The sequence below is a fragment of the Cyanobacterium sp. HL-69 genome, from assembly GCA_002813895.1.
Classification (GTDB): domain Bacteria; phylum Cyanobacteriota; class Cyanobacteriia; order Cyanobacteriales; family Cyanobacteriaceae; genus Cyanobacterium.
On record CP024912.1, the window covers coordinates 2,130,922 to 2,146,177 of the forward strand.

A 15,256-nucleotide genomic window follows, 5' to 3' on the forward strand; every position below is an offset into this window, starting at 1 on the left:
AAAAGCTAAATTATGATATTCTAGTTACCGTTAGTTTAATATCTGAGAAATAAAAAAATGCAAGTTAACGATTTAGGTTTTGTTGCCACTCTACTATTTGTGCTTGTGCCTACTGTTTTTCTCTTAATTTTATATATTCAAACAGGAAAAAACGAAGCATAATAAGCTATTTTATCTTTTGACTTTGCAGGAATTTAAAGCTATTAATGAAATAAAAGAAAATCAATTCTAGTAATTTTATCGTAGTTTTTCCCTTCGCAAAGTCAAATTTTTCTATGCACAAAGTTTTATAAATATAGTCACTTTACTTAAGTATGAACCAATCAAGGGTAAAATAATGGATGAAGTAATTATTTTTATATTTAAGTATAATGCCCCATGATATAGAATTAAGACAAAAAGTAATTGACTATGTAGAAAATAGAGGTAACGTAACAAAAGCATCGAGAATATTTGGAATATCAAGAGCATCAATATATAGATGGTTGAATAGAAAAGATTTAAGACCAACAGTGGTCAAAACTCGTCAAAGAAAATTAGATAAATCAGCACTATATGAAGATGTAGTGAAAAATCCAGATGATAAATTAATAGATAGAGCGAAAAAATTTGGAGTAACAATGTCAGCAATATCTCATGCATTCAAAAAAATGAACATAACAAGAAAAAAAAACAGTTACGTTATAGAGAAAGAAATAGAAAACAAAGAATAGAATACTTACAAAAATTAAGAGAATTAGTCAAAAAATACGGAAGTAAGAGTATGGTATTTATTGATGAGTCAGGATTTGAGGAAATAAGTACTTGCATTTATGGGTGGTCAAAAAAAGGAAAAAAAATTTATGATGAGAAACAAGGAAAATGAGGAAAAAGAGAAAATTTAGTAGCAGGAAGAAGAAAGAAAGAAAAAGATTTTATTGCTCCAATGATCTTTACAGGAAGTTTAAATGCAGAAAGTGTTGAATCATGGCTAAAAATGTATTTATTACCATCACTAAAACAATTTTCAATACTAATAATGGATAATGCACCAATCCACCGAAAAAATATGATAAAAGAATTAGTAGAAGAAGCAGGTCATCTAGTAATGTTTTTACCAACTTATTCACCAGATTTAAATGATATTGAACACGATTTTAGTGCTTTAAAAAGAGCAAAAATGTATAGCGATAGTACAATAACTTTAGATGAAATAATTTATAATTATTGTACTAGCTAAATGTCTCAGTCTTATTTTTATTGACTATAACATTTTTTATTGAGATATTTAATTAATTAAAAGCATCTTTTAAGGCAGTACGAGCCGCTAAATTTCCCCTAGTAGTTACCAAAATATCCGCCTCCCGTTGTAAACGCTCCGCAGTATCTTGCATTTCTAATAATACCTGTTGCTCTACTGCCACACCATATAAATTACTTGCCACCCAGTAAGATAACTCCATGGGGGTAGTGGGTAAATTTTCAGGCAACTCAATTTTTTGATCCGTTAATTTAGCAGAAAGAGTAACCACATCCGTTAGTAAAGTTTTCACCTCATCGGCTTTCCCCTGCAAACTTTCTTGGGTTGGTTTATCTTCTATCCATTCCACCAAACCCACTCGGTAGGGCTTTTCCCTCACATATTCCAATACCCTAAACCTTTGTTGTCCTAAAGTAAGAACTTTCATGCGATCATCTGGTAAACGCTCAAAATGGATAATCTCCGCACAACAACCAATATTAGCAATTTCTCCGCTAGTAGGATCAATCATTAGTACGCCAAAACGGCGATCGTACTCTAAGATGGTATTCATCATCATACGATAACGAAATTCAAAAATATGTAGAGGTAATGGGCGCCCTGGGAATAAAACCACTTCAGGTAGAGGAAACAATGGTAATTCTCTAACAGCGATAGAAGATGATGTCATAGTTTTAAGTTTTGTTATGCTCTTTTTTCTAATTTAACGGATTTTGAACACTATTAGAGAGTTTATTATCGTTATTCCCTAGGTTTTGATGAAAAAGTGAAACGATGAAGAGTCGCAAAAAAAAGGGACGCAACATTGCATTACGCCCCTTAAAACCTAAATTTCCAAAAGAATTTTATACATCATAATATAAAGCAAACTCATAGGGATGAGGACGCAGACGTAAGGGGTTAACCTCAGTATCTAACTTGTACTCAATCCAGTTTTCGATAAATTCCATGGTAAATACACCACTATCAATTAAGAAATCATGGTCATTTTCCAACGCTTCCAAAGCACCTTCTAAAGATGCAGGGGTAGAAGGAATTTTGCTCAACTCCTCAGGGGATAAATCATAAATATCCACATCCAAAGGCTCTCCCGGTTCAATTTTATTTTTGATACCATCAATACCAGCACAAAGCATGGCAGCAAAAGCAAGGTAAGGATTACAGGTAGCATCAGGACAACGGAATTCTAAACGCTTGGCTTTGGGATTCTCTCCACACAAAGGAATACGCACAGAAGCAGAGCGATTACCTTGAGAATAAGCTAAGTTTACAGGGGCTTCAAAACCGGGTACAAGACGCTTATAGGAGTTGGTGCTGGGGTTGGTAAAAGCAAGGAGGGCAGGGGCATGTTTGAGAATACCACCAATGTAGTATAAAGCCATATCACTCAAACCTGCATATTTATCTCCAGCAAATAAAGGCTTACCCTCATTCCAGATAGACTGGTGGGTGTGCATTCCAGAGCCATTATCGTTAAATAAGGGTTTGGGCATGAAAGTAGCAGTCATACCGTATTTTTTAGCTACGTTTTTAATGACATATTTGTAAGTCATCAAGTCATCTGCCGCTTCTACCAAAGTACCAAATTTGAAACCTAGTTCATTTTGTCCTCCAGTGGCTACCTCATGGTGATGTTTTTCGATGGGTACACCACATTCTGCCATGGTTAATAACATTTCCGTACGAATGTCTTGCATGGTATCGGTGGGAGATACGGGGAAGTATCCTTGTTTGTAACCAGGTTTGTAACCTAAGTTACCCCCTTCTTCTTCTCTACCAGAGTTCCAGCGCCCTTCAACGCTATCTACATAATAGTAGGCTTTGTTTTCGGTTTGGTCAAATCTAACGTCATCAAAGAGGAAAAATTCGGCTTCAGGACCGAAGTAAGCAGTATCACCAAGACCAGTGGAAGCTAAGTAGTCTAGGGCTTTGTAAGCGATGCTACGAGGATCTCTGGAGTACCATTCCCCCGTGCGAGGCTCTTTGATACGGCAAATCATGCTGAGGGTTGGCTCTTTGTAAAAAGGATCGATCCATGCGGTGTTGGGATCAGGTACCATGGCCATATCGGAGTCATTAATGGCTTTCCAGCCACGAATACTAGAACCGTCAAAGGGTACACCTTCGGTAAAAGCGGTTTCGTCTATTTGATCGTAGTAAAATGTACAATGTTGCCATGTGCCGGGTAAGTCAATAAATTTGAGATCAATCATTTTGATCCCATTATCTTTGATCATCTGTAAGACTTCTTGGGCAGTTTTAGCCATTAATAAATTCTCCTAATAGTTTTCGATGAAATATCCTTCTCAAAGGTATTATCCTAAATTTACTTTTGATTTCTTTTTGTAACTTTTTATACCAACTAATCATAAATTGCTTAAAATGCTGATCTTTTTTTAGAGCAATAAATATTAATAAGAGGTTATTTTAGGGGATAATGCTTTTTGTTTTTAGGGATTCTAAACGATAATTTATTTATTTTTTTTTTTCAATATTTTTTTGTATTAGTTTTTTCGATTTTTGCAAGGGGTTTGAACCCCTTGTTATGGTGAAATGATTATTAATTTATGGAAAAAGTTTGGATTATTTTCCTACGGCGGAGGTTAAAATTTCGTTACCTGTTTTGGTGAGAAGCACATCGTCTTCTATTCTTACCCCAATGCCTTTCCAATGGTCTGGTATTTCGGGTTGTCCTTCGGCGGGGGTAATATAGGGAGAGATATAAATTCCTGGTTCAACGGTGAGGACGTTTCCGGCTTGGAGGGTTCGCCAATTTTCTTGGTCTTGTTTATAGTTGCCGACATCATGGACATCTAAGCCTAACCAATGCCCTGTGCGGTGCATATAGAAGGGTTGATATTTTTTCTCTTTAATAATTTCTTCGGTGTCTCCTTGGAGTAGTTTTAGCTCTTTTAGTCCTTCTACTAATACTTCTACGGCTTTATCATGGTATTGGTTATAGGTGTTTCCCGGTTGTACCTGTGCGATCGCCTTTAATTGTGCTTCTAGTACTAAATCATAGATGGCTTTTTGTTCGGGGGAAAATTTTCCAGAAATAGGGAAAGTACGGGTAATATCACCGTTATAGTAACCAAAACTAGCTCCTGCATCGATGAGTAGTAAATCTCCCTCCTCCATACGGCGATTATTCTCTATATAGTGTAAGACACAGGCATTAGCCCCAGAAGCAACGATGGAAGGGTAGGCAGGGCCTTCACAACCAAGAGATCTGAAAATATGCTCAATTTCCGCCTGAACTTCATACTCATAACGGCCAGGCACGGCAAATTCTTGTGCCTTAATGTGGGCTTTGGCTGATATGGCGGTGGCTTTACGTAGCATCTCGATTTCCGTAGAACTTTTTACCATCCTTAGGGGATGCAAAATATAGTTAGAATCCTCGATCGCCTTTGGTCCATAACCCATACGGGGATACTTCCCTACCAACTTCTGCCACTGGTTAATTACCTTTTCATTAAAAGCAGAATCTCGTCCTAAATGGTAGTAAATGCGATCGCCAGTAATCAAATATTCTGACAACTTCTCATCCAATTCCTCAATGGGAAAAACCGCATCAGCCCCGTAATGCTCCTTTGCCCCATCCACCCCAGCACGATAACCCGTCCAAATTTCCTTCGCCAAATCCTTCGGCTGTACAAACAAAATAAAACGATGCTCATCATGGTTAGGCGCAAGAATAGCCACTGCCTCCGACTCATTAAACCCCGTCAAATAGAAAAAATCACTATCCTGACGATAAACATATTCCACATCATTATGCATTACCGCCATAGGCGCACTACGAAAAATAGCCACCCCCTTTCCCATCTTCGACATCAAAAGTTCACGGCGTTGAGCATATTCTTGTTGAGCAATCATCATCAATTTTTGTGAAGAAACATTAAGATTAACCCTTTTATTTTAACGGAGTTGACAACTTCTCTGCTATGGCCTCTCAGGAGTGATTTTTGATCAAAAAAAGTCACATTAAAGTATTTTCATAAACCAAACCCATTAATTTTTTTAAGAAACTGAGTAAAAAACTCCATCTCCAATAGGATTTGACCATACCAAAAAACTCTACACCTAATTTTTTTTGATAATATATATCCTAGGGTTAACTGTGAAATAAAAGACCAGCTCCCAATAAAATACATCATCTATATAAAAATACAAAAAGTTAGGAGGTTTTTTAATGTCCACTCAGGTTATCAATAAACCAGATACGAAGTCTAACACGAAACGCAGACATGATCCGGGTTACAAAGTATTACTACATAATGACAGCTACAACACTATGGAATATGTAGTTCAGGTATTAATGGAAACAGTCTCCCTTAGTGAGCCTCAAGCAGTTAGTGTGATGATGGAAACCCATCAAACTGGAGTTGGTTTAGTTACAACCTGTGCCTTAGAACACGCAGAATTTTACTGCGAGAGCCTTAAAAGTCGTGGTTTAACCAGTACCATTGAACCAGCAGAATAAAAAATTTTGGACATTATAATAATATTTGGCGTTGCTGATTCTAGGTATGAAAAAGACTAAAAGGAATTAGTACATCTTTAAATTTGAGATAGTGAATCAATAGTGAAACAAAACACTGGAACATCTCCATGGGTTTTGAATAACATAAAGTTTTTGATCTAGTCTGGCAAGACAATGTCTTAATCTCGTATTTTCTCCCTCTACTCTGGTCATGTATGTTTTACTAATAAATTGTCTGCGACAATCAACACAAATATGATTTTGTTTTCCATTTTTATTGATACCCTTGGAAGCACATTCTGGACATTTCATATTTTTTCACTTCACTTTTTCCCCTTTTTCTCAGACCCTCATTCACCAACGCCGTATTTTTATTTAATTTAACTGTTAATTAATTGTACAGTGTAAGAATGTTGAGGATTAGTGAAAATTTCCTCGGTGATGGCTAACTCAACTATTTTCCCTTGATTCATTACTGCAATACGATCGCACATATACCGCGCCACACTCAAATCATGGGTAATAAAAAGATAGGTGAGTTTAAATTCTTCTTTTAATGCCAACATCAATTTAAGCACTTGGGCTTGTACTGTCGCATCAAGCATACTCACAGGTTCATCACAAATCACTAATTTAGGATTGGTAATTAGTGCCCGTGCGATCGCCACTCGCTGTTGTTGACCCCCTGAAACTTCTTTGGGATAACGATCTAAATAATCCTCAGGAGGACATAGCCCCACTTTACTTAACATTTGGATTACTTTTGACCTGATTTCTGTTTTGTTGCCCAATTTGTGGATAATAAGAGGCTCTGCGATCGCCTTGCCGATGGGTATGAGAGGGTTTAAACAGGCGAGGGGATCTTGAAAAATCATCTGGATTTCCCTACGCACATTAAGCATTGATCGTGGTGACAATATACTAATATCTTTTTCTTGGAAAATTACCTGCCCTGAAGTAGGTTTAATTAGTTGTAAAATTGTCCGAGAAAGGGTACTTTTGCCACATCCTGACTCTCCTACTAAACCAAAAATTTCCCCTTCGTATAATTGAAAATTAATATTATCAACAGCTTTAATTATTTCTGTTTTTTTACCTAATAATTGTTCAATAAAATTGGGTTCTAAGCTATAGTATTTGTCTATTTTTTTTAATTCTAAAATAGTTGTTTTTTTCTCTTTTTCTTTATCTAAATAATGCTCTTTTTTTTCTTGATTATGTAGAGCAGAATTTAACAAAATCTTACTATAATCATGGCTAGGTTGATTCATAACATCTTGTACCATGCCAGTTTCCACCATCTTTCCTTGATACATTATCCCAATGTGGTCGCCATATTTCCCTACCATATTTAAGTCATGGGAAATCAAAATCAAACCCATTTCTTGTTCTTTACAAAGGGTTGTCAACTCCCTTAAAATTTGATTAGAAATAGTAACATCAAGGCTGGTTGTCGGCTCATCGGCTATGATTAATTTCGGTTGTAGTACAAGAGTAAGGGCGATCGCCACCCGTTGACGCATACCACCACTAAACTCGTGGGGATATTGACTAAAACGCTTCTCAGGTATCTTAACCAACTCCAGAGTATTTATGACCCTTTCCTTTATTTCTTGGGAAGATAAATCAGGACGATGGGCTTTGATAGTTTCCCGACAATGTTCCCCAATAGTCATCAAAGGATCTAATCTTGTCATGGGATCTTGAAATATCAGCCCTACCCCTTCGCCCCTAAACTTGCGCATCTGTCGGAAATTATAAGATATAACCGATTCTTCTTGGAAAAGAATATTTCCCTCAATTCTTGTTTGGGCCGGTAACAAACCCATAATCGCCTTGCCAATGGTTGACTTACCACAACCTGATTCTCCTACTAATGCAATAATTTCCCCCTTCTCCACATCAAAAGAAACATCATTTACTACCCAATTTATGTTCTCTTCACTATTTTGATAATTGCTTTTATAAGCAATTTTTAGATTTTGAATGGATAAAAGAGATAAATTCATATCAATATTTATTGTGCCTAATCAAGAAAAATACAGATAAAAATAGATAAATTATTTATAAAAGAAATCAAAATCTTTTAACGCAAATAATCTATTTTTATTCAATCTATAGTGATATTTTACTCTTTTATTAAATTTATCAATATAACTACTTTTTCTCGTAGTAGAAGCATCAAAATGCTTCGTAACATTTTTTAGTCTTTCCCAAGATGGAGTTAGAGAAGTCTTTAAGCCTATTTTTAGTGCGGTTATCCCAATAACATTTCCCTCTCCAGAGTGAATGCGATTTAACTCAAGATAAAGCCCTATTTTGCCCCATTGTTCGATAAATTCAAGTTCCTTACCATTATCTTTCGAAACAATGAATAAAGATTCGTAGACAAAATTTGCCTGTGATATATCAACTTCAATCTTTGTTGCAATTTTATTTAATCTTTCTAATCTTTCAGGGGTGTATTTATTAACATGGGTAACTAAATTTTCATTAAAACCTTCAATTACTCCTTTAGAAAAACTCAAATCTTGAGGTATAGTATCAACTATACGAGTATCTGCATCAATTTGAATAACATTATCAAATTTGGATAATGCTTTAAGAATGACAAAACGTTTATCATGGTAACAATGTAGAATTCCTTGTTGAGATAATTTAAAAGGAATAACATTATTTAGAGATAATAAATCTTTGGGTTTATCAGTCCCTACCACTAGCATGGTACCCGGAGAATATTTTTTTAAATCTTCTGCTAATGTTTTTGTCATTTTTCTATACCTTTCTCCTAAAGCGAGGGTACTAAAGCAGAATTTATCGTTAGTATTATTCATTTTTTATATAATTAAATCTTAGTTATATTATAAATATTTTATTTTTTCTCTACAGCCTTTCTTCTTACATAATGTACCTCATACCATCCCCTATGATTATATTTAACCACCACAGCTTTGGGGGTAAAAGTAATCACATAAGTATCAAGAAAAATAAGCAACTTTGAACGATTAGGGGCGACTGCCTCCCTGACAGTTTCTTCATGACGGTGACGATGTAAAATTAGATCAATCGATTCTTTATAGGCTTGAGGAATCGCAATAATAATATGTTTAAAAATGGTTAATAATTCTTTTATTGTTTCCCCCGAAGTATTTGATTTTGTTTTACTAAAAATGTTATAGGGAGGCAAAAGCATTGCTACTAATACACCGATGATGACATTAGCAACGCCAAAATCAGCAGTTAATAAAAACCAAAGGACTAAACGAAAAAGGATACTGGGGACCATGATACTACCATCCAAAATAATACAACTAACATTAAGATCATTACCCCTATAATTTGTTCTAATTCTTCAAAATATCGGGATAAAGTAAAAATCATTTTTTTAAATAGCAAAAGATGCAGTGCAAAACCGATCGCATTTAACCCCAAAGCTTTTAGGATATTAAGGGGAGTATAAGCAGGAAGATATAAGAAATTAGCCATGAAAATAGCCCCCATCAAAGGTATTACACCCCACCATAAATTTGATTTAACCCTGTCGATGCCATCACTAGGTAAAAAAATAAACTTAGCGTAAATCATCGCAGTACCCACCGCACTAATATTCATTAATAACTCCTCCGTGGAAGATAGACTTTTGAGAGCGAGGGTTTTGGCACAAAAACCATAAAATAGGGGAAAACCACAAATAGATAAACTACCCACCACCAATGTTAACCATAACCTCGTACTCATGGCTCTATTTTGTAACTCTTGAATGCTACGACTAGGCAAAACTCCACTTACCATGAATAAATTCGCCTTCGCTAATCCGTGGGCAAGGGCGTAATAACCTCCCACTTCTGGGGCGACTAAAATCCAGCCTAGTTGAGATACGGTACTAGAAGCGAGGATTCTTTTAGTATCTTGGGAAAAGAAAGCATAAAAAATACCAAAAAATGCCGTTGCAACACCAACAATATGGATAAAGTTATTAAAGTCTTCCATTATCACGGCACAGCGTAATAAAGGAAAAATTCCCGCTTTCACTACCACCCCCGACAAAATAGCTGATACGGGGCTTTCAGACTCTGCATGGGTAAGGGGTAACCACAAACCTGATATAAAAATTCCCCCTTTGGTTAGCAAACCAAGAAAAATTAAAGCAATGGCTTCCGGAGTACTATTTATCAATCCTTCAAAGGCAAAAGACTGATTACTTTTATATACTAAAATGGTTCCCATAAGATAAAACAACATGGCAATATTGCTAGTAAAAAGGTAGCGCAATCCTACCCAGATACTACGATCTGTACGAGGATATGATACTAACAGAAAAGCGGATATTCCAATCACTTCTAAGGCTACATAAACACTGAGAAAATCAGCACTAACAAAAACGGCATTCATACTACCGTGAAGGATAATAGCTTGGGTATAAAAAAATGTTTTTTTCTCGGTTTGCCAACAATAAAGAATTACAGCCCCCGTAACAAGGGCATTGGTTAAAATAAAGTAACCACTTAAATTATTAACTAATAGTTTTACGCCAAAGTTATCCAGTAATTGGATGGATAAATTGACGTTATTAAGAATAATATAGATTGAGTAAATAGCTGATATAGAAACGGTTAACAGACAAAATAATCTATCTATTTTGGGAATGAGATAAATTAAAAAACCAGAAAATAAAGGAAGAAAAATTGCAATAATAGTTAAATTGGTCATGGGGTGTTATTTTTTTCTATTTCACTACTTTCTAAGGTGGGGTTATTTTTGCCTAATTTCATTACTCCCACTAACATTAAGGCTTGGATAGAAAAGCCGATTACAATGGCGGTTAAAATTACTGCTAGGGGTACAGGATCAGCGTATTCTATGGTATCGTTATCTATCTGCCCTACTAGAATCGGGGTAAAAACTCCCGTTCGTGATGCTACCCAGACGTAATAGGCTACTACCCCCGTACTCATAACGTCCATGGACATAATTTTCATGACTAAATTTTTTTTGAAAATCGTGCCAAAGAAACCGCAGAGAATTGTTATTAAGATGAATGCTTCTAACACAGTTTAATCAATGGTGGTTATAGTTTGTAATTTATAGTTTAATACGTTTTGATAGACTTTTATGTATGGTAAGGATAAAAAATGCTGATAGATAAAATAGTAAAATTGTAAGTTTCGATGGTCAAACAATAACAACAAAGAAATATCTCAAGGTGTGTAATCAATGATTATCTCATTAAAAGATTAGTTATTTAATGCTTTGAGAAAATTCTTCATGGTGGCAAATAATCCTAAAGAGGCAGATTTAACACTGGTTTCTTCTTCCTCTTGATTCCCCATTAAAATCCTATCTAATGCTTCTCCTAGGGGTTTTTGGGGTACTTCGGTAATTAGTTCAAATTGATTGCCTTCTAATTCTCGCCATACCTGCCATAATCCAGGAAAAGTTCTGATTACTACGGCTTCGTCAAGGGGGCGATAATAGTAACTTGATTCGAGGGTGCTTAAAAATCTTTCCCTTAGTTGTCGGGCTGCATAACCAATTCCGACTACAGAAATATCTTCTAATTGAGGAATAATAAGGATTACAGGGCGATCGCCCACAAGGTTGCATAACTTTTCTACCTGTGCTACTTCTACCGCTGAAGGAGAAATGACCAAATAAAACTCGTCGGTGTCACTAACACGATTTTCAATGGGGCTTCTGCTACTACCCAAATCCGAAACCTGAAAGGCTGTTTCTCCCCATTCTCTTCTTGCTAATGCCGCTGCCCCAGTATCGGGGAAAAAGACCTTTAAACCAGCCCCATAATCGCTAAATAACTGGGCAAATGCAAAAGCTAACTCCTGACCTTTGAGGGCGATTTCAGGGATGATTAATTCTACCTGAAGACGGTTAAAACCGCTTTCTAAAGCCGTTAGGGTGGCTGTGTGAGCCTGTGCGATCGCACTTTCGAGGGATTGAGGAATTTGAGTCATATTAACTAATATTTAGGGTTATAATAAATACTGACAAGTTTCTGTTTATCTATTCTCATCTTAAACCGATAACTGCCACACAGAAAATGACCCCCACCACAAATTTACCTAGCGAAAATATAACTACTAATAAAATCGTAGTTGTCGAAACCTACGAACTATCAAAAATTTACCTTACAGGATTTTGGCTCAATAAAAAAGTACCCTCCCTCAAAAATTGTACCTTGCAAGTTTATAAAGGGGAAACATTCGGCTTACTAGGGCCTAACGGTGCAGGAAAAACCACCCTTCTTAAAACCCTTCTGGGTATTGTTAAACCCACTTCTGGCCGGGCAAAGTTACTAGGAAAGCCTCTAGGAGATAATAGTGTTAAACAAAGATTAGGGTATTTACCAGAAAACGCTTATTACTATGATTTTTTAACCGCATGGGAATTTTTACACTTTATCGCTTCTTTATTCCAGATTCCTAAACATGAACAAAATAAACGTATTTTAGAACTTCTCGATTTAGTAGGTTTAGCCAAACAAACTGCCCAGAAAAAGCAATTAAGGCAATATTCTAAAGGGATGATGCAAAGGGTAGGCATGGCACAGGCTCTCATAAATGATCCCGAAATAGTCTTTTTTGATGAACCGATGTCTGGATTAGATCCCATGGGACGTTATCAGGTAAGACAAATTATATTATCCCTCAAAGAGCAGGGAAAAACTATCTTTTTTAACTCCCATGTGTTGGCAGATGTAGAGAAAATTTGCGATCGCATTGCCATCCTTGCCCGAGGAGAATTATTAAATATAGGCTCTTTGGATGATATTTTAGGCACCCAAGAAACCTACCACGCCACCATCAGAAATGGTGAAATAAAGGACATGGAAGACTGGTTAACTAATATCACCCAAGAAAATCATATTTTTCGGGGCGAATTAGAAGGCAACCCCCAAGAATTTATTAACCACCTTGCCACCACCAAGGGAGAGTTAGTCAGTATAAATCTTGTGCGCGACTCCCTCGAAGATTACTTTATCCGTCAATTAGAAGAAAGGGGCATTACATCCAGTCAGTAGGCGGGAGAGGAATTGATAATTGAGAATTGAGAATGGATAATAAATCCCCATGATCTAAATTATGCAAGTTGAATTTGGGATACAATTTTCTGGTCAAGATGAGGAGCAATTGACTTATTCACTATCCATCGTCAATTATCCTTGATGTACTAATCGTATATCCCAAATACTAAAAATACATAGATTTTGAAAAAAAGTATCAGAAAATACCTTTAATCCCAAGCAGAAATGACAGGATGAGAGTGATATAAAATGGGTATCCCCTTGTCATTGTCAGATTATGAGTGAGAAAGTAAAGACAGTTTGTCCTTATTGCGGTGTCGGTTGTGGTTTAGAAATAATTAATCCCCCCGAATCGGTTTCTGAGCAAAAATCCATGGTGGTAGGGAAGGTTATGGGCGATCGCACTCACCCCTCCAGTTTAGGGAAAGTATGTGTCAAAGGGGCTACGGTGGGGGAAGCCATCAAAGAAAGTCGTTTAGAATATCCCCTCTGGCGAGAAACCCTAGACCAAGAATTTCAGCGTATATCGTGGGAAGAAGCCTTCGAGAAAATAGTTAATCAAATCAACAAAGTAAGAGATACCATAGGGGTTGACGGTATCTGTATGTATGGCTCAGGGCAATTTCAAACCGAAGATTATTATATCGCCCAAAAACTCTTTAAAGGATGCCTAGGTACCAATAACTTTGATGCTAATTCCCGTCTCTGTATGTCTTCCGCCGTTTCAGGATATGTAGGAAGTTTCGGTGCCGATGGGCCTCCCTGTAACTATGCTGACTTAGAAAACACCGACTGTGCCTTTTTGGTTGGTACCAACACCGCCGACTGTCATCCCATCGTATTTAACCGTTTAAGGGCATATTACAAGAAAAATGACCATGTAAAAATGGTAGTAATTGACCCCCGTTTCACAGCTACCGCCCAAGCCGCCGATCTCCATTTAGCTATCCAACCCGGCACCGATATTGATCTTTTTAACGGTATTGCTTATTTACTAGAAAAATGGGGCAAAATTGATCCTAACTTTATCGCCCAACATACCGATAATTTTGCTGACTATCAAGAAATTATCAAAGACTATCCCCCCGAAAAAGTTGCCCATATCTGTGGCATTACCGAAGCCGACTTAATCACCGTCGCCACCTATTGGGCGCAGTCGAATCGGGTTATTTCCATGTGGTCCATGGGTTTAAATCAATCCTCCGAAGGTACTGCCAAAATTCGCACCCTCATCAACCTCCATCTCATGACAGGTACCCTTGGGAAAGAAGGATGTGGCCCCTTTTCCCTCACAGGGCAACCCAACGCCATGGGGGGCAGAGAGGCGGGGGGTTTAGCCCATATTCTCCCCGGTTATCGCCTTGTGAATAATCCTCAGCATCGAGCAGAAGTAGAACAATTATGGAACCTGCCTGAAAACTCTATTTCTCCCCAAATTGGTAAAACTGCATGGGAAACCATCATAGGCTTGGAAACTGGAGAGGTGCAATTTTATTGGGTGGCGGCTACTAATCCTGTGGTCAGTATGCCCGATTTGGAAAGGACAAAAAAAGCCCTGCTCAATTCCCCTTTTACGGTATATCAAGATGCCTATTTTCCCACAGAAACCGCTTACTATGCCCATTTAGTGCTTCCTGCTAGTCAATGGAGTGAAAAAACGGGAACGATGACTAATTCTGAGCGAGTAGTTACCTATTGTCCTACATTTACTGAACCCGTGGGGGAGTCAAAAGCTGACTGGGAAATTTTTGCAGAGGTGGGAAAAAGGTTAGGTTTTGAGCAGTATTTCACCTTTGAAAATTCAGCTCAAGTATATGATGAATTTGTGTCATTAACCAAAAATCGTCCTTGTGATATGTCGGGGTTAAGCCATGCTTTATTAAAACAAGCGCCCATCCAGTGGCCTTTCCCTGAAGGAGCAAATTCTGAGGATAAATATGGCAGAAGGCTTTATACTGATTTAAAGTTTCATACCCCGAACCAAAAAGCACAGTTTATTGCGGTGCATAGTAGAGGATTGGCCGAGCCTCCCAACCCTGACTATCCTTTTGTGTTAACCATCGGCAGACTTTACGGCCATTGGCACACCATGACGCGCACGGGTAGAATTGCCAAAATTAATAAGATGCACCCTGAGCCTTTGTTGGAAATTCATCCCAAGGATGCAAATAAATATGGCATTGAGTCGGGGGATATGGTGGCGATTACTTCTCTACGGGGTAAGGCTATTTTTAAGGCTTTGGTTACAAGGGCGATCGCCCCTCGTACTCTTTTTGTACCAATGCACTGGGGTTTTTTGTGGGGAGAAAATACCGAAGCTAATAACCTTAGTCATCCCGTAGCCTGTCCTATTTCAAAGCAACCTGAGTTAAAAGCCTGTGCGGTGAATATAGTTAAAGTTTAATACTGAATCTGTACATGAAAGTAAACTAATCGCACTAACAGTGAGCTTAAGCCCATTGCCAAAATTTATCGTAATTAAAACAAAAAA

The 15,256-nt window shown here is 37.2% G+C and carries 13 protein-coding genes and 3 pseudogenes; 5 read left to right on the forward strand and 11 right to left on the reverse strand.

Translation table 11 applies throughout. The features are described from left to right. Nucleotides 1–57 precede the first annotated feature (57 nt). Both psbM and AA637_RS09770 read left to right on the forward strand, forming a co-directional pair. Nucleotides 58–162 (forward strand): photosystem II reaction center protein PsbM, encoded by a 105-nt coding sequence (psbM, locus tag AA637_RS09765; RefSeq protein ID WP_015221999.1) that lies wholly within the window; start codon nucleotides 58–60, stop codon nucleotides 160–162. A gap of 209 nt (nucleotides 163–371) precedes the next feature. Continuing rightward, a pseudogene (locus AA637_RS09770) lies at nucleotides 372–1,219 on the forward strand (IS630 family transposase). Between the two features lie 52 nt (nucleotides 1,220–1,271). Here the strand turns inward: AA637_RS09770 and AA637_RS09775 are convergent. The 3 genes from AA637_RS09775 to AA637_RS09785 all read right to left on the reverse strand — a co-directional run bounded on the left by AA637_RS09775 (nucleotide 1,272) and on the right by AA637_RS09785 (nucleotide 5,122). Further along, nucleotides 1,272–1,910 (reverse strand): LON peptidase substrate-binding domain-containing protein, encoded by a 639-nt coding sequence (locus AA637_RS09775; protein WP_446682605.1) that lies wholly within the window; start codon nucleotides 1,908–1,910, stop codon nucleotides 1,272–1,274. A 175-nt stretch (nucleotides 1,911–2,085) separates the two neighbouring features. Continuing rightward, on the reverse strand, nucleotides 2,086–3,507 hold the full coding sequence (gene glnA, locus AA637_RS09780) for a type I glutamate--ammonia ligase (RefSeq protein ID WP_446682606.1): 1,422 nt from the start codon (nucleotides 3,505–3,507) through the stop codon (nucleotides 2,086–2,088). A 316-nt stretch (nucleotides 3,508–3,823) separates the two neighbouring features. Then, nucleotides 3,824–5,122 carry an aminopeptidase P N-terminal domain-containing protein gene (locus AA637_RS09785; RefSeq protein ID WP_446682607.1) on the reverse strand — a complete coding sequence of 433 codons (1,299 nt, stop codon included), beginning with the start codon at nucleotides 5,120–5,122 and terminating at the stop codon, nucleotides 3,824–3,826. A 313-nt stretch (nucleotides 5,123–5,435) separates the two neighbouring features. Here AA637_RS09785 and clpS point away from each other — a divergent pair, with 313 nt between their 5' ends. Next, on the forward strand, nucleotides 5,436–5,726 hold the full coding sequence (gene clpS, locus AA637_RS09790; protein WP_446682608.1) for an ATP-dependent Clp protease adapter ClpS: 291 nt from the start codon (nucleotides 5,436–5,438) through the stop codon (nucleotides 5,724–5,726). Nucleotides 5,727–5,766: 40 nt separating this feature from the next. On the opposite strand, the pseudogene AA637_RS09795 reads toward clpS, so the two are convergent. The 8 genes and pseudogenes from AA637_RS09795 to AA637_RS09830 all read right to left on the reverse strand — a co-directional run. Next, nucleotides 5,767–5,960 (reverse strand): annotated as a pseudogene (locus AA637_RS09795) (IS1 family transposase); the annotation flags it as partial. 27 nt (nucleotides 5,961–5,987) lie between these two features. Further along, a pseudogene (locus tag AA637_RS09800) lies at nucleotides 5,988–6,038 on the reverse strand (hypothetical protein); the annotation flags it as partial. Between the two features lie 68 nt (nucleotides 6,039–6,106). Next, nucleotides 6,107–7,735 carry a dipeptide ABC transporter ATP-binding protein gene (locus AA637_RS09805; protein WP_446682609.1) on the reverse strand — a complete coding sequence of 543 codons (1,629 nt, stop codon included), beginning with the start codon at nucleotides 7,733–7,735 and terminating at the stop codon, nucleotides 6,107–6,109. Nucleotides 7,736–7,786: 51 nt separating this feature from the next. Next, on the reverse strand, nucleotides 7,787–8,560 hold the full coding sequence (locus tag AA637_RS09810; protein ID WP_446682610.1) for a hypothetical protein: 774 nt from the start codon (nucleotides 8,558–8,560) through the stop codon (nucleotides 7,787–7,789). Nucleotides 8,561–8,598: 38 nt separating this feature from the next. Continuing rightward, a complete protein-coding gene (locus AA637_RS09815; protein WP_446682611.1) occupies nucleotides 8,599–9,012 on the reverse strand; it encodes a cation:proton antiporter in 414 nt (137 codons plus the stop codon). After that, a complete protein-coding gene (locus AA637_RS09820) occupies nucleotides 8,985–10,436 on the reverse strand; it encodes a cation:proton antiporter (RefSeq protein ID WP_446682612.1) in 1,452 nt (483 codons plus the stop codon). The genes AA637_RS09815 and AA637_RS09820 overlap by 28 nt, the downstream gene beginning before the upstream one ends. Beyond that, complete coding sequence (locus tag AA637_RS09825) at nucleotides 10,433–10,777, reverse strand: cation:proton antiporter subunit C (protein ID WP_069791132.1); 345 nt, start codon at nucleotides 10,775–10,777, stop codon at nucleotides 10,433–10,435. The genes AA637_RS09820 and AA637_RS09825 overlap by 4 nt, the downstream gene beginning before the upstream one ends. Before the next feature lie 183 nt (nucleotides 10,778–10,960). Then, nucleotides 10,961–11,695 (reverse strand): DUF1995 family protein, encoded by a 735-nt coding sequence (locus tag AA637_RS09830; protein ID WP_446682613.1) that lies wholly within the window; start codon nucleotides 11,693–11,695, stop codon nucleotides 10,961–10,963. Between the two features lie 86 nt (nucleotides 11,696–11,781). Between AA637_RS09830 and AA637_RS09835 the strand changes: the two genes are divergently transcribed. Further along, nucleotides 11,782–12,762: an ABC transporter ATP-binding protein gene (locus AA637_RS09835; RefSeq protein ID WP_446682614.1), complete on the forward strand. Its 981-nt coding sequence runs from the start codon at nucleotides 11,782–11,784 to the stop codon at nucleotides 12,760–12,762. Nucleotides 12,763–13,042: 280 nt separating this feature from the next. Beyond that, a complete protein-coding gene (locus tag AA637_RS09840; protein ID WP_446682615.1) occupies nucleotides 13,043–15,169 on the forward strand; it encodes a molybdopterin oxidoreductase family protein in 2,127 nt (708 codons plus the stop codon). The last annotated feature ends 87 nt before the right edge of the window (nucleotides 15,170–15,256 follow it).